Consider the following 18,811-nt stretch of genomic DNA (forward strand, 5'->3'; position numbering starts at 1 on the left):
ATTTCGATATTACTAGAAATATCTTGTTTTTTCCAATACCCAAGTATATATTTCGAATGATCTAGAAATTTGGAATTGACTTGATGTTTAACATAAATAGTGAAATGGCCTGGCAGGCCTTAAATATGTTTGGCTTTCTAGCGGTAGAGTTAACCTTGTTGTTTTTAGCTATTAGCTACTTGGTTGGGGTATTGCAGCTGTATATACCGCCACAAAAAATCCAACGTATTTTGAGTGCTAAAAATGGTTCGGGTTATATCGTGGCGGGCTTTTTGGGCGCAATAACACCGTTTTGCTCTTGTTCAACCATTCCTTTTTTAAAGGGCTTATTACGCGCTAGAGCGGGATTTGGCACCATGATGGTATTCCTGTTTGCCAGCCCATTGCTTAACCCGATAATTATTGGTTTGTTTGCGGTAACTTTTGGCTGGAAAGTGAGTGTGTTTTACTTTGCTATTGCCATGGGTGTATCGGTAGTCGCTGGATATTTGTTAGAGAAATTAGGGTTTGAAAAGTACGTAAAAGCAGAGTCTTATCTTGAGCCAGAAGCTAAAAAATGTGGTTCTTCTTGTTCAGGCAAGCCCGCAGTAGAGCGCAGCAAGTGGTTGAAAATTTGGGACAGTACTTGGCTGGATTTTAAAAAGGTATTGCCTTACTTAATTGGCGGTATTGCGGTTGGTTCGTTGATTTACGGCTTTATGCCAAGTGAGTTGATTGCCCAATTTGCGAGCAAAGATAACCCATTAGCGGTGCCTGTAGCGGCTGTTATTGGTATTCCTTTGTACATTCGTGCTGAAGCGGTAATTCCTTTAAGTGCCGCTTTGGCGGCAAAAGGCATGAGTTTAGGGGCGGTAATGGCGCTGATTATAGGCAGCGCTGGGGCAAGTTTGACCGAAGTGATATTGCTTAAATCCATCTTTAAAAATCAGATGATTGCAGCGTTTTTACTGGTAATTGTTGGTATGGCCATTGGCGCAGGATATTTATACAGCTTTTGGTTTTAAAGCAAATTAGCAAAGCTAGGGTTTGGGCTTTTTGGCCAAAACTCTAAGTGCCTTAGGGCTTACTCCTAGCTTGTCTTTAATCGCTCGGCTAAAGTTGGCTTGGTGCTTATAACTCAGTTGATGGACTACTTCGGTAATGCTTAGCGAGCTCTCTGTAATCACGCTGCAAATTGTTGCCTTAGCGTAGTTCAAACAGTTCGCTGTGAAAATGCTTAAGTGGGTAGCCGAAGTGAGCCAGTTGTTGTTGTAAGCTACTAGAGAAGGCAAATGGTCCACAAAACCAAATCTTACGTTGCATTAAATCTTCAACTTCGTTTACCAATTGCTCAGCGCATAATAAAGCTTGGCGGCTGTTGTCGATAATTCTTAACTCCACCTGACTGCTCTGAGAGAGTTGCTGTAGCTCTTCAATTAACTTGGGTTCCAAGGTTTCACTGCAGTAATACAGGGTCGCCTTAGGCGGATTATTCATGGTTTGACGTTGTTGTAAAATGGCGGTGAAAGCCGCTATACCGATGCCACCGGCAATCCACAATTGCGGTGCCGAATCATTAAAGTCAAAGTTACCGTAGGGGCCTTCTACTTTTAGCTCTTGGCCGATGTTAAGGCGGCTTTTTAGGTTGGCGGTAAAATCACCTAGCTCTTTTATCAAGAAGCGCACGTGACCAGTGCCGGTATTAGTTGATGCAATGGTAAAGGGGTGTGGCTCTTCGCCCGGAAAACCAATAAACGCAAATTGCCCACTATTGTGGCCATGCCAGTTGGGCACGCTTAGGCGTAAATCGACAACTTTATCTTGGGGTAGAAATCTAAAGTTAGCCACTGTGGCGGTGTGCTGCTTAGTTTTACCAATACGGCCAAACAAACTATATACCGCAGCAACACTGCCCACCCAAATTAACGCTAGACAGGCATACGTTATGGGGTAAGGCCAATAACTATGTTTAATTAAAATCACTGAGTGAAAGGCAATGGCTAAAAATGCTAGCGACATGAGTTTATGCGAGTAACGAAACCCTTTGTACCTAATCACCCCCACTAAGGCGACAATTGCTAGCACTACAAAGCTGTAAAAGGCTACTTCGCCTACTTGTTCAGCCAGTCCGCGTAAAGGGCGCACCAGCGCATATAGCGAATCGGAATTATTGGGACCAGCGCCTTTAACGGGTTTGTCTAGTATCCCCGCTCTTACAAGTTGCTTAGGAATAATCGCCAGTAGCCAATGCACCACTGCTACTAATACCGAGGCGATGCCGAGGTGTTTGTGCAAACGGTAGGATTTGTCTAAGCCCTTGGTCAGCCATTCGATAAAGGGTAAGCGTAAGGCCAAAAGCATAGTAATACTCATTAAACCCACGGCTAACATACCGCTGTACTGAATTAGCGCTGAACGCCATTGAAAGAAGTTATTTGAAGAAAACAGGTTGGGTTCTGCTTGTAGCCATAATCCGCCAATGGCGGCTAAGAGCAGCATTATAGTTGCAGTTGTTTTACGCATGATTCGGCCTTACTCATCCTTTGGTAACAAGTATAAAAAGGCCAGTCTTTAGTTAGGTAAAGCTAGGGTAAAGAAGTGTAAAGTCGTTGCTTGCATAGGCGTGAAAAATGGAAAACAAGCTAGATGAATAGAGTAGGATGTTCATCTAGCTTGGGTGTTGAATTGGCTAAAACCCTTCCAACACAATCTTTCCTTTGGCTTTTTGCGACTCGATAAAGGCGTGAGCTTGTTTGAGGTTGTTGGCATTTATTTGGCCAAAGTGTTCACCTAAGGTACTTTTTATCTTCCCTTTATCAATGAGCGCGGCCACTTCGCTGAGTAACTCATGCTGTTTAATCATGTCCTCGGTTTGGAACATTGAGCGGGTGTACATAAACTCCCAGTGTAACGAGATACTTTTTAGCTTCAGTAGTTTTACATCTAACTCAGCTGGGTCATCAATTAACCCAAACTTTCCTTGTGGCTTAATAACCTTAACAATCTCGGCCATATGTTCGTCGGTATTGTTTAAGCTCACTACGTAGTCGATGTTGTTTTGCTCGGCTAACTCTTCACTTAAAGGATTGCGGTGATTAATAATTTGGTCAGCGCCCAATTCTTTTAACCAAGCCTGAGTTTCAGGGCGAGAGGCAGTGGCAATAACTTTAAGCTTGGTGAGCTGTTTAACCAGCTGAACCATTATCGAGCCTACGCCGCCAGCGGCACCAATGATTAAAATAGACTTTGGCTCAGTTTTGCTCACTTGCAAGCGGTCGAATAGCATTTCCCACGCGGTTAGTGCAGTGAGAGGCAAGGCGGCCGCATTTGCTGCTGGAATGCTAGTTGGCGCTAAGCTAACTATGCGCTCATCTACCAGTTGGTATTCTGCATTGCTGCCAGCGCGAGTTAAGTCACCGGCATACCAGACTTTGTCACCTACCTTGAAAAGCTGGGCTTGGTCGCCAACTTGTTCCACGGTGCCTACTGCATCCCAACCGATTACTTTCCATTGGCCTTGTTCGGCGGAGACATTGGCGCGAATTTTAGTATCAACAGGGTTTACAGAGATGGCTTCAACTTTTATTAATAAGTCTTTGCCACTGGCGTTAGGCATTGGCAGTTCGATATCTTGCAGTGATAAGTCTTCACTAATTGCCAGTGCTTGTTGGTAGGCTACAGCTTTCATTGGTGGCTCCATTAGGGCGAAAATCCAGATAACTCAGTGTAGTAGAGTTTAGCTTTAGGAAAAACTCAGCTGCGATTAAATCACTTTCAATTTATTTTTGATAATCAGTGAGAAGTGCGTAGTTGCTCTGACTAAATAGCGCTAAAGAAATAACGGGCAGCTAACTGGAACAGTTGTTCGTTGGTGTCTGCTTCTAGCCCGTGCAAGGCGCGCTGTGGCCGTTGGCTGTTTAGCCATTGGTATTCGCCACCTATAAACCAGTTTTTGTTTAACCTATATTGGTAGGCGAAGGTAAGGCCTTTACCGCGCTCGTTATTGTCATCCAATGGGGTGTTGTCGCGGTCGATGTTTTCAAAGGCTTCTGCTCGCAGGCTCACTCGGTGCTTCTTTTTAAAGCTGTGGGTGAGCATGTTAAAACCATTGGCAAAGTCCATCTTTACAGCATCTTGGCGATCGGGAGATTGCATCAAAGTTGAGCCGTTCATGTATTGCCACAATAGTTGCCATTGCTTGTTAATTCGCCATTTTCCACCTAAGTGAGCAAAGCGGGTTCGCCACGCATAGTCGCCACCATCAATTAAGTAAGGTTTAGCCAGGTTATCGTAGTATCCCACTCTAAACAGGGCATGGCGTCTTATGCTCCAGTCCAAGTTAGTATGAAAGCCGGGGCGATGATCTATTTCTTTAAAGGGGTTTGAACGGCGGGTTTGATCGGTTAATGCGGGTTGCAATGGCTCGGGGAAAGGGCGAGTTTCCCCCCATAAAGTTTGTCTCGAGCTACTGGTCCAGCCGTGCCAAGCTAATAAGGCCCCAGCTGGGTCGTTGGCCACAAACAGCATGCCGCTTAGTGACAAGTTGTGTTGGGAGTTAGAGAATTTACCTAAGCGCTCTAGTTTGGCCTCGATGCCGGTGGTGCGAATTTCTTCTCCAACCCAAGTATTAAGAGTGGAGGCGTTTAAAGTGTAAGGCGTGGCCCAGGCGGTGGCGGTGTTTTCTAAGGAAATACTCGGATACATAATGCCCGCTCGGCCCGACCAGCGAAGGCCACTTTCTGAGGGGAGACCTTTATAACTAAAAAAAGCCTCAGTAAAACCTAGCGCGCTATCTTCTTGATCAAGCCAGCCATTTAAAACCAGTTTGCCAGAGAAGCCGTTATCCCAGTGAGCGCTTAAATCTAAGCCTGCTTGAGCAACTGAAAGTTGGCTTCCATCAGAGTACCCAAATTTGCCGTAGCCACCTTTTATATAGCTGTCACTGCTATCTACATGGCTAGCGCGTAAATCGAGGATCCCTCTGGCGCTATATTCCGCAGCCTTGGTGGTGTTTAGCGTAGTTGTTAGCATCAAACAGATGCTGAAAATAATTCCCTTATTCGGCAAACTCGATGCTCTCCTGAGCGAGTAATTCATACAATTCTTTAGCGGGTTTTGGGCGACTAATAAAGTATCCTTGAGCTAAATTGCACTTGGCTTTTTCCAACCAACGCAAGCTCTCTATATCTTCAATACCCTCTGCTACTACACTTAAGCCCATGTTGTGCGCTAGCTCAATGGTCGACTTCACAATAATGGCATCGTCGGCATCAATGGCGAGCTTTTGTACAAAAGATTTATCAATTTTGAGCTCATGCACCGGTAGGCGTTTTAACTGAGCAAGGGACGAGTAACCGGTGCCGTAGTCATCAATAGACAATTTAAAGCCACGCTTTTTAAAGCGAGCCAGCAAGGCTATCGCTGTTTCTGGGTCGTCAACTAACGCGCTTTCTGTGACTTCTAAGGTGAAGGATTCTGCTGCTAGTTGTTTGTTTTCGATATTCTGGCAAATGAAGCTATAGAAGTTATCGTCTTTTAAGTTTTCGCCAGAGATATTGATCGCGATGTTGATGTCGATGCCTTTAACTTTCCAAGCCAGGCTTTGTGACAAGGCTTCTAAAAATACCCAGCGAGTGAGCGGGTTAATTTGCCCCGTATGTTCGGCAATTTCGATAAATGCATCGGGTGGAACCATCCCTAACTCTGGGTGTTGCCAACGTACTAAAGCTTCTACATGGGTGATTCTGTTCGCGGCAAAGCTAAACTTTGGCTGGTAGTGCAGCGTGAGCTGGTTATTTTGAATGGCCTTTTTAAGATCGTTAATTAGGCTTAAGCGTTCAACGGTATTGGTATCGGCACTTGGGTCGTAGATGTAACAATGGCTGCGCGCTTCTCGACAGTGATTTAAGGCCGCATCTGCTTTTTGTAGTAACTCCTGCGGGTTTTGGCCATGCTCTGGAAATAAGGCTACACCCACATGCGTTTGCAGCTGTAGATGCATATCTTGAAAATTACAGCCTTCGTGCATTTGCATACTAATAAGCTGCAAATGTTGTTGTACGTTGTCTCGGGTTACATTTGGCAGTAATACAATAAATTCGTCGGCACCAATGTGGCACAGGTAGTGTTCACTTTTTAGTGCGCTTAGGCGTTTGCCCGCTTCTTTAATTAGCTGATCGCCAGCTTGGTGGCCTAAGGTATCGTTCACTTGTTTTAGGCGACAAATGTTTAAGTGGAACATCGCAAAGGGCTGTTTGCTGTCTGCTGTAAGTTGAGTCAGTTTATTCGCCAGCCAGTTGCGATTGGGTAACTCGGTAAGAGGATCGTGGTTTAGGCGGTGGTTAATGGCCTGTTCACGACTGAGCACCTGTTCTTGCATGTTATTAAATTCGCTGGCTAGTTGGCCAAGCTCGGTTCTGTCGTTAATCGATACCGGGGTTTGATAATCACCAGCGGCTAGCCGCTTAGCTTGTTTTACCAGCAGCTTAATTGGCCGGGTAATGTCATCAGCAATCAGGTAAGCCGCTATCATCGAACAGAACAGTGTGAGTGCCGTGAGCAGTAAAATTTGCACCCAACTTTGCTGTATCACTGCCACTAGGTTGTCTCTAGAGCTATGCAGCACTATATAAAAAGCGCCTTCACCCGCTACGCTAAATTGTTGGTGCAGAGCAATCACATCACTGTTGCTTTGGCTTAGTAAGGCTTTAGCGCTAGCAACATTGGCATCGGGATTACTTGAGCCCAATAAAGACCATGTTTGCTGTTGCTTTAGGATAAAGTCGGTTTGCAAGCCGGTTTGGCTTAAAAAGCTTTCTGCCAAGGGCTTGCCAATTTCGTAACCAAAACCGACCCAACCAATAATCGCTGGGCCACTTTTTATCGCTGAAAGGTGTAGTTGGTAAAGTTGGCTGCCTATAGCGTAGTAGGGAGGCAGTTGGTTTTGTTGTAAGGCCGGCATAAAGGCAAAAGTTTGGCCTTGTTGTTCACCTCTTACTACTTTGGGTTTTTGATTTCCTTGTTGGCTATTTACCAATTGCAGTTCAATCATGCCTGAAGGCGTAACTACCATGGAGAGGTCGGCATTTATTCGCTTGCCATGATTGTGCAGAGCAATCGCAACACTGCGTTTGTCTTCACCAAATACACTTTTTAATCCGTAATCGTTGGTGACGGTTTCGGCAAAGCTGCTTAGGTAAAAACCTCGGCGATTAAACTCACTTTGAAATAGAGCGTTAGCTTTGCTTAGCTGCGAGTCGATGGCTAATTTTTCTTTTAGCCTTAAGGAGTCGTAGGTAGACCAAAATGAGATCGCTTGAAGCAGTAACAATAGCGATACTATCAGCAGTAGTATTTTGGTCTTTATGCTTTTCATCGGCGCTCCTGCCAATTAGTACTCTGAGAGAAAATCAAAATCATCCGGATTTTGCTGTTCTAGTTCTTCATCTTCTAAAGCGTTGGGCAAGCTAAGTGCTAATTTACCATCGTTATTAACGTTTAGCTTTTGGCTAAGTTGCTGGTTAGCTGTTTTAAGCTCTGGATGCCACACCACCAGTTGGTAGTCTCCCGCTGGAACATCAGTAAATTTAACCATTCCTTGGGCATCGGTTTTGTTAAACAAAGGGGTATCAACCAATAACAAATATGCGCCCATCCAATCATGAATATTACAGCCCATGGGTACCACGCCGCTGTGGTCGAAGTCATGTTTGCTGTGGCTCTCTCCCGACTTGATTTGAAATGAAAACTTATTATCACCGGCAGCCGAATAGATGTGATGAGTAATGTTGTCGTCATTATTAAAATCGACTTGGCTGCCACGTTGCGCAACGCTGATATAGGGAACAAAGGCTTTATCTCGTTGGCCAATAACCACTGTTTGCTGGTTTATCTGCTTGAGTTGATGGCCTTGTGGCTCGAGATAAACCACCACATTGGCAGCGGGGCTGCCATCGGGCTGGCTGAGACTTAGCTGATAGCTAAAACTTGAATTGGCAAGGCTCGAAAAGCTGAGAATTATTAGAGTTAGGCTAGTGACTATGTTTCTCATCGGCATCCTTTCGCCACACTACTGGTGGCTGATGAAATCTGTTGGTGGTTTGGTTCTAGTATTTAGACCTTAGCACTTAGTCAAATATTACAGCCTATTTGGCTTGGGCATAACTGAGTTATTTAAGTGTAAGCACTTGGCAGTTAATTGAGGAGCAGAAATTGCGTTAAATGCGGCATAGCTAGAAAAAGCCTAAAGCAAATGAGTACCTTAGGCAGGTTGTTAGCTTAATCGTTGTTGCTTAATGCATGTAAGGCTGCGGCCCGGCGAGTTTCATGTTCATTCATAAAGTAGCAGCGGTGGGTATAAGCAGAGGTTAGGGCTTTATGCTTATCTAGGTCTGGATAACGTTGGTCGTAACGCTCACTAAAGTTTAAGTATTGACGATGGTTTAACTGCCTTACAGAGTTGGCTAGCTCACTAGGTACCTGATATTCAGCGATGAGTGCTTGGTAATCTTGTTGGTGTACCGCTACCCGCGCATGGTTTTTTAAGTGTTTTGCGGCTGCCATGCATGCTGCCGCTTCGTTAAGTTCAAACATCATTTCTGCTGCTTGAGGTGGTAGCTCTTTGGCTTGGACGGTAAGTGCTAGGCCCGCGCTAAATGCGACTAAAAGTAATTGGCGAAAGGTCATGTAATTAGCCTTTAACAAGAGGTTTTAATAAGAATAAGGCAGCGTTATAGAGGTCAATTATTAAATAAATATTACGGCTAGCATTTAATTTTAGCAATTGCTTTAATTAATAAAAATGAAATCTTAATGTCATATTTTGAATTCAGTATCCTCCGCCAAATCAACTAGATAACTGGCGATATTGAGACATTATCTAATGCCAAATTCAGCTAAATCAGTGTTTCGCGCTACTTTGTGCGCTGCGGCAGTGAGCGCACTACTTAGTGCTTGTAACAGTGATAGTAATAATGACCAAGATACTTCAAGCCCAATTGTACCGGCACCGCTGTCTATTGGTCTGTTACCTGATACCCAAGGGAATGGTTGGGAAGTAGCGCAACACCCCATGGAAGCAGTGTTGGCTAAGCACCAAGCACATGGCGTTGATTTGGTTATTCCGGTAGGTGATTTAACCAATCACGGTTCAACCAAAGAATGGGCAGAGTGGCGGGAGGTTGCTGAGAAGTACCGTGAAGCTGGCATGGAGTTTTTGCCAGTAATGGGCAATCACGAAACCAGCTGGGCTTACACAGTAGAATGGATTGAAAACATGCGTCACTACATTCCTGAAGACGCAGTTCACATGCCTAGTGCCGAGTGGCTTAACTACTACATTATTCGCGAAAATGTATTGGTGATTGGCCTTGCTTATTACAACCTACCGATTGCCTTTGGTTGGATCAAAGATGTAGTTGCAGAACATGAAGGTAAGTTTGAACATGTGGTAATTGCCAGCCACGATGGTTTGATTGGCGCTAAGTATGGGCAAACCCGTGAGCAAATTGTACAGGGCACTAAAGATGACAATCGCCTGTTTGATATTCACAAAGAGATCCGAGAGTTATTTGCCGAAAAAGATGTAATTTGGGTGCAAGGACACGAGCACATGTATCAGCGCTCGCAAGTGCATGCACGGGTATTAGGTTCTAATGATCCAGGTGGGCGCAATGCCGAACCGTTGGCATCTACCCCTAGTGGTGGTAATTACCGTATGCCATCTTATACCCAAATTGTTAGTGGCAATGCTTCTTACAAGGGTTATGAATACCGTTATGGCGAACGCGAGCTGATTCAAGATGTGATTCAACACAAAATGGATAGCATGAGCAATGGCTCGGAGCATTACGATGCCAACGCCGCAATGTTACATTTTGACGGTTCAAGAGTAGATTACCGCGCTTACTCGGCGCCTCATACCATTAAGGCCAACAGTGATGGCCCTAAAGAATTGCTTGAGCCTAATTGGACCTTAATGGACAGCTTTAGCCGCAGCTCTAACCGTTGTGAATCATTGATCTATCCAAACTCGATACCCGATGATCAACGCCCAATTCTTAACCATATTGTTGAATACAAAACCGCATCGTGTGTGGCTGATGACCAAAGTACGGCCAAGCTGTTAGGCGGCACAAACAATACCTTTAATCGGGTAGATACCACCGAACGAACCATGGGGTATACGGCAGGCTTTAACCGCGCCGAAACCATGAACGACATGATGCGTTTAAGCTACCAGTTCTTATTTACCAAGCATTCTTCTTGGGATGTAAATTTAAATGGTAATAACCGAGTAGTGCCTAATTACGATTCAATTCAACCTGATGAGTCTGGCGCAGAAACTGGCCATGTAGTGCTACCTGCCACCACCATCGACATGAAAAAGCACCTCACCTTGAGTTGGATGCCTAAAGAGTCTGCTACGGTTTCTGACGTGTTGCTAGTGAGTGGTACCCAAGTGCATGGTGGGGTTTATCAAAATGCTTACGGCGGTGAAGTTGATATTCGCACCATAGCTGGCCAGCCTGGCTCGCAACCCGATGGAACGGCCAAGCAACCGGTGGTCGATTTACCAAGTTATGCAACTCAAGCTTGGGATGTAGAACAGATCATTGCCGATCCATATGGTATTGAGTTCACCACCGAGAACTTGGCACAGGCAGAGAACTTAAACCTTGCTTGGAAAGCCGACGGTGAATGGCAAGCGGTAGCGGCATCTGAGTGTGTGCTCGATTTGCCATGGGATGAAGACTACTTAACTAACCCACCGGCACGTATTACCAGCTGTAGTGACCAACCCCTAGTTGGCTACGACAGCCAATATGGTGGACGCTGGTGGATGATAGCGCAGCAAGATGTAGAGCTAGCCTTAATCAATAAATAAGCATTAGCCACGGGGCACCAATGGCGTGGCCCCGTGGCTTAACTCAACAGTTTTAATGAGGAAGTGTAGTGATTTTTAAAGCTTTAAAAACGGTCAAAACCTCGGCTCTGGCGCTGTGTATTTCCGCTGGCCTAATAGGGTTTACTGCCCAAGCAGAAAACATTGATTACTTAAGTGCAATAAACAGTGACCTTAATGCTAGCCCTTTAACCTTTGCTAAAGGTGAGCTTCGTTGGGCAAAGGTTGGAGATTTACGCCCAACCCAAGCTTTGATTGGTTATGACCAAGTAAATTATAAACTTGGCCGCTACCAAGCCGAGCCCAAAAAGATGTATGAAGAAATTTGTGAGTCCTACGGTGCTGGTGAAAAAAAGGTTAAGTGGAGCGAGCAGTCTTCTCCATTAAAGCCGGGAAGCTTTAACTGCCCCTTGGCAATTGGTAGCGAAGCTGCAGAGATGAAAACCGCCATTGTAGGGCCTGATGGTCACTTATATTTAACCGATGGCCACCATACCTTCTCGACTTTTATCGATATGGAGAATGGTGGGGCGAAAATGCCGGTGCTGATTAAAATTCAAGATAATTGGTCAGCGAGCGAGAGTGATTCCATCGAGCAAGCTATGTCGCTGTTTTGGCAGCGCTTGGCACAAACTAACAATAGCTGGCAATTTACTGCTAGTGGCGAAGCCATTTCTTATTTAAACATGCCGACTACACTCGGGCAGGATTCTTTAGCCAACCAAGCTTTTAGAGCCTTAGTTTATTTCGCGCGTGATATTAGCTGGGTGAAAAAGCAGGCCGAAGCGATTAACTTTTTAGAGTTTCATTGGGGTTATGAGTTGGCTAAAAGCATCTCTGTAGATGAACAGCGCTTAGTTGAGCAGGCTTACTATTTAAGCAAAATAGAAGAAGTTGCTAAGCAAATGCTAGCGTATGCTCCCGAGCAAGCTATTGCCAGCAGCGGCAGAAGCGCTAAGCAGCTAGGGCAAAAGGCGGCCTGGGACAATAACAGTGATAAAACTCTACAGCAGCTGGTTTGCGGCTCGAAAAAAGGCCGCTTAGGTAAGTTAGGTTTTGCCTTAAGTTATAAGCAACCGGGTATAAGCTTGGAATGTAATTAAGCTTTAACAAGGTGAGCTAAGTCCTTAGTTCCTCATAGGTCCAAGCAAAGGCATAATTAATGCTATTAACAAAAATCCAGCAACGCCCATGTTGCTGGATTTTTAGTTTTATCATATGGTTTGATTTATCAATAGTTGGTTCACAAACTCAATATTATTTTGTATATATATGTTTTTTATATGATTTAATGCGCCTGCAAGTTTGCTATTAAAAATCCAATAAAGGATTAGTTGTACAGCTAAGGGAAGAGATGAAAAAAGTAAGTTTATTGGCTTTATTGTTTTGCGCAGCAATAAATCCTCTACAAGCAGAAGAACAAAGCGCAGTAGAGCAACAGCATTACCTTTGGTTAGAGCCCGGTTTTTCATTCGGCCGGCCAGGCACTAGTTTGGCCGCAGATTTTTACTATAGCTATTCTAATTACACTATTTCTTTAGGAGTGTTGGGCGGTAATGATGATGGGTGTCAATTATTTTGTGAGTATGAGGAAGGAAAAGACAATTATAGCTCTACTAGGATGATGGTTGGTAAGTATTTTTATTCTGGTAAGTATGAGTTTTTAGCTGAAACGGGAATCGCTAAACTCTCTGTGTCTACCGATCATTACGACGGTGAAAATTGGAAAACCTTAACAAGTGATAGCTATGGTATTCCTATTCGAGTTTCTAAATACTTTAACGGCAGATATATCGGATTCGCGCTCACCGCTGAGGCTGTGGTAACACCGGATGATTGGATAGCATCTTTGGGTTTTAGAGTCCCGCTTGGTAAATTACGCCATTGGTAAGTAAACAAAAAAGGTAGAGCAATGCTCTACCTTAGATGTGTTTTATTCAGGCTTGCGCTTACCTGTCATAAATTCTTCTAGAATTTCTGGAGTCAATTCACCGGCTTCTTCTAGGCGCTTTAGCTCCGCTACAATCTTCTTTTGCTCTTCCATTGATGGTACTGGAAGCTCAGGCTCTTTTTCGATGCCTTCTGGAATGCTTAAATTATCTAACATGGTGGCTCTCACGATAAAACTTAGTTGGACTAAGTATATCAGCAAATGGGCTTTTAGTTGCAGTGCTTGAATATTGAAAAGTTGCTGCTTGATGATCTAAATCATCACCCGCCTAGTAATCATTAATATTGGATTAGCGCCGGAGATGAAAGGAACGGTAGGCCTGAGTATGAAAAATCAAATAAATCCGAAACGCTTACTGAATAGTAAATGGACTAAACAAACGGTAGTGAACAAGCAAAAACACTTTATTGTGACAGAGCTAGAGTTTGATGACTTACAAACGGTGCAGCGCTGCGTGATTCAAGCGGTTTACAACCAGCAAGATTTCGAGATTGATTGGCGAGAGTTAAAAGATCGCAGCCATTGGCAGCAAGGTTGGAAGTAATAAAGTTAGGCACTAACTTACAGCGCCTAACTAACATGCATTAGCTACGGCTAGTGACCTCTAGCAAGTGATAACCAAACTGAGTTTTCACAGGGCCATGCACAGTATTTAGCGCTTCATTAAATACCACTGTATCAAACTCTGGCACCATATCGCCTTTATTAAATTCACCTAACTCGCCGCCATTTGCGCCAGATGGGCAGTTAGAATGCTGCTTGGCGATATCGGTAAACGCGGCTCCGCCTTCAATTTGTGCTTTTAGATCTAAACATTGTTGCTCGGTATCTACCAGAATGTGGCGTGCGCTTGCTCTTGGCATGAGATGTCCTCTAAATGTGTCGCTGTTGATGGCTAAGCAGCATTTACTATAAATACTGTTTAGCTTGAGAGAGCAAATGTAGTGCTAATACTCGGTGGCTGTCAAATTTGGGAATCGATAAAAGAGTTGGTGTTACAGCTAATAAGTAGCGAGTTAGCCACTCGGCATTTATTAGGGGCTGTTGATCTTTGCTGATGATTTTTGCAGTAATTTATTAGCCATTTAGGCAAGGCAGTGAGTGTGCAGTTAAGTGGGCTTAATAATCTCTCGCTAACGCTGAATAAATGGCTAAGAAATGCTGCCCAAAGGGTTCGGATAAGCGAACTTTACTCTTTGCTAAGCACTTCTTGCTTAGCCCACTAGGCTTCTAAGTGCTCGCCGCGATTAAAGCCCGCTTATCTCGAACAACATTTCAACACCAAAGATCAACAGACCCTAGTCATGGTTTTAAAGCACTGCAATTACATCTTGTTCCGGCAGGCGTGCCTTTGGTAAGCCGTAGTTGTAGTCTTCGCCGTCGAGGTGGTAGCCCAGCGCTAAGGCAAAGTGGCAAACATGACCATCAAGCTCTTGCTCGAATATCTCGCCAATTAGCGCCGAGTCCACACCTTCCATTGGGGTAGAGGCTATGCTTAAACGCGCCAATACGTGCAAGGTGTTGCCTAATGCAATGTATGTTTGCGCCTTGGTCCAGTTGCCGTTAAAGCCGGTTTCGTCAGTATTGGCTTCGGCAAAGCTGAATCCTCCATTAAGCATGGCGTCGTACATGTCGGCGGGTAAGTGACCAGAGCTTACTTCTACGTCTACAACTTTACGGTAATCATCTTTGGTGAAGTTGGGATTGTGAGCAAATAAAATGATATGAGACGCTTCTTTTGCATGTGGTTGATTAAACTGATGCATGTTGGCAAAACTATCGTGGAAGCGCTGCTTAGCAGCGTCGCTTTCTATAACAATAAACTTCCAAGGCTGAGAGTTAATTGAAGACGCCGATAAACGAATAGCTTCTTTTATCACCGTCATGTCTTCGGCTGAAATACGCTTTGATGCATCATATTTTTTAGCGGTGTAGCGGCTATTTAGATCGTTAATAATTGGGTGAGACATGGGGTTAGTCCTCGCTAAGCTTGTTTAGATAGGCGCATCTTACGAGGATCTGATTTGAAGAAACAGTGGCGAACTCTCCAATTATTATGGTCATTTTTGTCCATAATGATGTTGATTTGGTAAAGCAGTTAATTTTTTATGGAAACGTATTGAGTGCTTTTAAGAGGCTAGCTTTGATTGATGAGCATAGTATACCCAGCCGCAGAAACAAAAAGGCCGCTCAATTGCTTGAGCGGCAAAGGATATAAAAGGCTATTGGATTACATTGCTTCGATTAAGAGCAGCCCTTCGCTGCCCGCATCAAAGCTAACAGTGCCATTGCTTACGGTGGCAATAGAGCCTGTATAAGCGTTGCGCACGCTGCTTCCGTTGTCGAAGTAGCCAGCAACATTCACAGATACTGTGCCTGAGCCATCTACCACTACAACAACATTGTTGCTTTCACCCGATACTGGGTTCGTCCAAGTACGTGCAAAAGCTTTGCCGTTAGACTGGCTAACAGCAATGTGTTGGCCGGCGCCTACTGCTGGGTTGTCACGACGGAATTGACCCACTTTTTGCCAGTGTTGGTGAACGCTGTTACCCGCTTTGCTCCAGTCAATGCTTGAACGGCTGCCTTGGTCGGCATCTGAACCGCCATCGCCATTTACTCGGCCAAGTTCATCACCGTAGAACACTTGCACACCACCTGGTAATAGCAACAAGGCGGTACCCGCACGTTTTTGACGATTGTCGTCACCGTTGTAGAACACCGCGCCAGTATCGTGGCTAGAGATGTAGCTTAGTGAGTTCCAATCGCTAGAGCTGTTAACTTGACTAGCGTAGTTTGCAAACTCGTTAAGCATGGTGTCGGTGCTAGAAATCATGCCATTAACTGTGTTTTTGAAACTAAAGTTAATCACAGAATCAAAGCCACCATCGGTATGGTAGTTAGACTGGTTAAAGCCATGGCCAAATACTTCGGCAGTTGCCCAAAACTCATCGTTCCAATCTGCACCCGGTGCATCAGGGTTGTTAGCACGCCACTCGCTTAATGCAGCTTTTGACTCGCTGATTAAGTAAGCCCAGTGGTCGTTAGTTACGTGTTTAGCGGTATCTACACGGAAACCATCAATACCGTAGTCACGTACATATTGCACTAACCACTCGGTGATCCAATCGCGAACACGCTTAGTACCTTGGGCTTGGTAGTTACTTAGGTAGCCTTGGCCAAAGGTAGATTTGTTGGCTAAGAACGGAGGAATACCCACTTGCTGAGTTGACTCGGTTTTAAAGTCTGGCAAGAAGGCTAAACACTTAGTTAAGTCGTCACCGCCACAACCGTCGTAGCCAGGTAAACCTACACGTATCCAATCTTTACCCCACCAGTTCAACCATAGGTTCTCATCGCCATCGTAGTTGATGAAATCATGGTAGCCGAACCAGTTTTGACCATTGCTTGGTGTCCAATTTGGACCAGCAGTATCAGAGCCGTAGTTAAACTCATCCATGTCTTTTAGGGTGTTGTAACCTGCGTGGTTCATTACCACATCCATAACAACACGAATGCCTTGGCTATGTGCTTTATCTACAAAGGCTTTAAACTCTGCAGGTGTGCCCATGTTGGCATCAAGGTTGGTGTAATCTTGCACGTAGTAACCGTGGTAAGCGTAGTGAGCAAAGTCACCGTCGCTGCCGCCGCCTACAAAGCCATGAGCTTGTTCGTAAGGTGCAGTTAACCAAATGGCGTTAATACCAAGATCGGTGAAGTAGCCTTCATCCAATTTAGCGGTTAAGCCGGCAATATCACCACCATGGAAAGTACCAATGTTTTTGCCTGTGGCATCAACACTTGGGCGACCATAAGAGTTGTTATTGCTTGAGTTACCATCGTTAAAACGGTCGGTAATAACGAAGTAAACGTTGGCGTTGTCCCATGTGAAATCAGATGCTGTAGGCTGCTCAACTTTGGTAATGGTGAAACATTTGTTAGCGTTGCTGTTAGCGTTCTCTGCATATAAACAAAGTTGTAGAGACTCACCAATGGCTAAGTTGCTGCCAACCGAAATGGTTTCGCCATCACTATACGCAATACCGTTTACCGGATCGCTACCGTCGGTAGTATATAAACCACCGGTAACATCATCACCAGTAGCACCTAAGGTAATGCTTACTTCGTTAGTCCAGAAAGTGCTTACTGCAGGATCTATGCTCACATTAGCATCATCATTTACATCACAAGTATCTGTCCAACTCTGAGTTTCAATGGTGTAACAGCCATCTTTATCGCGGAATAGATCTTCCGTTTGGCTATTGCCTTGATTACTAAAGATTAGTTTGCTTGAATCGCTGTTCTCAAACTTAAACTCATGCCAGATATCACCGCGTTTCACCATGGCATCACCAGGCCACGCAGTATCGGGCTCAGAACCAGCTGGAAGTGCATCCCAGTGGTGAATTGACGGCGTCCATTCTGCTGGCGCGTTTAGATAAACAGTAAAGCCAGTTTCAGGCGCTGCAATTTTATTGTAGGTATAAGTTTGACTAACCGAACCTTGAGCATTGGCTACAAATACTTGTAACTCAAGGGATTCACCTACAGCCAGCTCGCCACCAATATTGATGATGTCGCCATTGTTAAAGCTTACACCTTGGGTACCACCAGTAGTGCTTAGTTGATAGGTGCTATCAGTAACGTTTTCACCTTTGTAGCTTAAGGTTACCGCTAGTGTGTCGGTGCTAAAATCGCTGCTGTTAGGGCTTACCGTTAACTCAGGCTTAGTTTCAATAATCACTACGTCAGCGGTAATGGCTTTGCTTGAAGCATCAAAACTGATGTTGTAGTTAGTATTGTCGTCTACTTGGAAATCTTGGTTAGGGTAGTTCTCACCCCAGCTACCGTTATCTGAACAAGCGGCAACTTTAAAGCGTGCTGGGCTTTCTTCTCCAGCAAAGGCTTGAGTCAGTGTGTATAAGCCGCTGGCCGCATCGCGTACCGTTGCTGTTTGGCCCCAACCATTTGGTGTGCCGCGGAAACACCATACCGGCGGCTCTTCGCCCGCAACGGTAATGTCTACACTGGCGGTATTGCTCACTGCACCTTGGTTGTCGGTTACTTGTAAGGTAACGGTGTCGCTTTGAGTAAATGTAACACTAATCGTTTCAGTGGTTTCACCAGTGCTCCACAAGTAGCTAGCAATGCTTCCATCGCTGTCGCTAGAGCCACTAGCCGAGAAGGTGATGCTAGTGCCAGCATCTACAGTTTGCGCATTGGCTGGTGAGATAACAGCAGTTGGCGCTTGGTTACTATCACAGTTTGCTACCGATACTACGTCGATATTTTTGCTGTCGCTGTAAAAAGTAATCTGGTGGCTACCGGCCGATACGCGGTAGTCTTGATTAGGGTAGGCTTCTTGCCAATTGCCCCAACGGTCAATTTTAAAACGTGGGTCGTTATTGCCAAAGGTTTGGCAGGTTTGAAATTCTGTACTAGATACCTGATCCATGGCGGTGGTTTGCCAGCCATTTGGCGTGCCACGGAACTCCCATTCTGCTTGAGCAGAAAGGGAGGCCGTTAACAAACCAAGGAGTACTACCTTGTTCATGTCATTTCCTTATTCGAGTTTATATTGTGATAGCCGTAGGCATATCAAGCTGTTAGCCAATGTTAAATGACTCTTATTGGTCATTTGTTGCGCGACCATAACGCCGCTCGAATAAAAAATAGTCTTTAAAGTGAACAAATTGAGGTGTTCATCAAGTAAATATCTTGGTTTTGTGATTGAAAAGGATTTCATTTTGGTTGTTTCTTCAATCGATCGCTTATATTCCGCTGATTAATCAGAGTTTTTACTTAAACCAGATAAGCGACCATAAAGTGGTAGTTATACAATATTTTTTAACTTTGTTTGATTATTGGCCACTTTACTCGAAGACAGCAGTCTTGTTTGGCTTTAGCGGCTTGTTCGGCAATTTTTCTAAAGATTTTTGTGGTTTTTAAGTTATTGAATGCAAATGTCTAATTGATTT

15 protein-coding genes are annotated in these 18,811 nt (G+C 44.6%); 5 read left to right on the forward strand and 10 right to left on the reverse strand.

The features are described from left to right. Positions 1 to 83: 83 nt before the first annotated feature. Positions 84 to 1,004 carry a permease gene (locus tag LQZ07_RS06305; RefSeq protein ID WP_152780236.1) on the forward strand — a complete coding sequence of 307 codons (921 nt, stop codon included), beginning with the start codon at positions 84 to 86 and terminating at the stop codon, positions 1,002 to 1,004. Positions 1,005 to 1,182: 178 nt separating this feature from the next. On the opposite strand, the gene LQZ07_RS06310 is transcribed toward LQZ07_RS06305, so the two are convergent. From LQZ07_RS06310 to LQZ07_RS06335, 6 genes are all read right to left on the reverse strand, one after another. Then, complete coding sequence (locus LQZ07_RS06310; protein ID WP_152780234.1) at positions 1,183 to 2,502, reverse strand: ferric reductase-like transmembrane domain-containing protein; 1,320 nt, start codon at positions 2,500 to 2,502, stop codon at positions 1,183 to 1,185. Between the two features lie 166 nt (positions 2,503 to 2,668). Next, on the reverse strand, positions 2,669 to 3,667 hold the full coding sequence (locus LQZ07_RS06315; RefSeq protein ID WP_152780232.1) for a zinc-binding alcohol dehydrogenase family protein: 999 nt from the start codon (positions 3,665 to 3,667) through the stop codon (positions 2,669 to 2,671). Positions 3,668 to 3,798: 131 nt separating this feature from the next. After that, entirely contained in the window at positions 3,799 to 5,010 is a 1,212-nt protein-coding gene (locus tag LQZ07_RS06320; RefSeq protein ID WP_152780230.1) for an outer membrane beta-barrel protein, read from the reverse strand. A 25-nt stretch (positions 5,011 to 5,035) separates the two neighbouring features. Then, on the reverse strand, positions 5,036 to 7,354 hold the full coding sequence (locus LQZ07_RS06325; RefSeq protein WP_152780228.1) for a bifunctional diguanylate cyclase/phosphodiesterase: 2,319 nt from the start codon (positions 7,352 to 7,354) through the stop codon (positions 5,036 to 5,038). 15 nt (positions 7,355 to 7,369) lie between these two features. Next, positions 7,370 to 8,029 (reverse strand): hypothetical protein, encoded by a 660-nt coding sequence (locus tag LQZ07_RS06330; protein ID WP_152780226.1) that lies wholly within the window; start codon positions 8,027 to 8,029, stop codon positions 7,370 to 7,372. Between the two features lie 227 nt (positions 8,030 to 8,256). Then, complete coding sequence (locus LQZ07_RS06335; RefSeq protein ID WP_016400456.1) at positions 8,257 to 8,664, reverse strand: hypothetical protein; 408 nt, start codon at positions 8,662 to 8,664, stop codon at positions 8,257 to 8,259. Between the two features lie 196 nt (positions 8,665 to 8,860). Between LQZ07_RS06335 and LQZ07_RS06340 the strand changes: the two genes are divergently transcribed. The 3 genes from LQZ07_RS06340 to LQZ07_RS06350 all read left to right on the forward strand — a co-directional run bounded on the left by LQZ07_RS06340 (position 8,861) and on the right by LQZ07_RS06350 (position 12,773). Further along, the gene (locus LQZ07_RS06340; RefSeq protein ID WP_152780224.1) at positions 8,861 to 10,864 is read left to right on the forward strand and encodes a metallophosphoesterase; all 2,004 of its coding nucleotides are present in this window, start codon (positions 8,861 to 8,863) and stop codon (positions 10,862 to 10,864) included. 68 nt (positions 10,865 to 10,932) lie between these two features. Further along, entirely contained in the window at positions 10,933 to 11,985 is a 1,053-nt protein-coding gene (locus LQZ07_RS06345; protein ID WP_152780222.1) for a ParB/Srx family N-terminal domain-containing protein, read from the forward strand. A gap of 251 nt (positions 11,986 to 12,236) precedes the next feature. Further along, the gene (locus LQZ07_RS06350) at positions 12,237 to 12,773 is read left to right on the forward strand and encodes a hypothetical protein (protein ID WP_152780221.1); all 537 of its coding nucleotides are present in this window, start codon (positions 12,237 to 12,239) and stop codon (positions 12,771 to 12,773) included. A gap of 42 nt (positions 12,774 to 12,815) precedes the next feature. Here the strand turns inward: LQZ07_RS06350 and LQZ07_RS06355 are convergent, their stop codons facing one another. Then, positions 12,816 to 12,989 carry an ATPase gene (locus LQZ07_RS06355; protein ID WP_152780219.1) on the reverse strand — a complete coding sequence of 58 codons (174 nt, stop codon included), beginning with the start codon at positions 12,987 to 12,989 and terminating at the stop codon, positions 12,816 to 12,818. A 169-nt stretch (positions 12,990 to 13,158) separates the two neighbouring features. Here LQZ07_RS06355 and LQZ07_RS06360 point away from each other — a divergent pair, with 169 nt between their 5' ends. Further along, positions 13,159 to 13,377, forward strand: a complete 219-nt coding sequence (locus LQZ07_RS06360; protein ID WP_152780217.1) for a TIGR02450 family Trp-rich protein — start codon at positions 13,159 to 13,161, stop codon at positions 13,375 to 13,377. A 40-nt stretch (positions 13,378 to 13,417) separates the two neighbouring features. Here LQZ07_RS06360 and LQZ07_RS06365 read toward each other — a convergent pair whose 3' ends face one another. The 3 genes from LQZ07_RS06365 to LQZ07_RS06375 form a co-directional block, all read right to left on the reverse strand. Continuing rightward, positions 13,418 to 13,696, reverse strand: coding sequence for a peptidylprolyl isomerase (locus LQZ07_RS06365; protein ID WP_016400450.1), 279 nt, complete (start codon positions 13,694 to 13,696; stop codon positions 13,418 to 13,420). A gap of 447 nt (positions 13,697 to 14,143) precedes the next feature. Then, on the reverse strand, positions 14,144 to 14,803 hold the full coding sequence (locus LQZ07_RS06370; protein WP_152780215.1) for an NAD(P)H-dependent oxidoreductase: 660 nt from the start codon (positions 14,801 to 14,803) through the stop codon (positions 14,144 to 14,146). 260 nt (positions 14,804 to 15,063) lie between these two features. Next, a complete protein-coding gene (locus tag LQZ07_RS06375) occupies positions 15,064 to 18,387 on the reverse strand; it encodes an alpha-amylase family glycosyl hydrolase (protein WP_152780213.1) in 3,324 nt (1,107 codons plus the stop codon). Between the last annotated feature and the right edge of the window lie 424 nt (positions 18,388 to 18,811).

Source organism: Agarivorans sp. B2Z047, assembly GCF_023373605.1.
Lineage (GTDB): Bacteria > Pseudomonadota > Gammaproteobacteria > Enterobacterales > Celerinatantimonadaceae > Agarivorans > Agarivorans albus.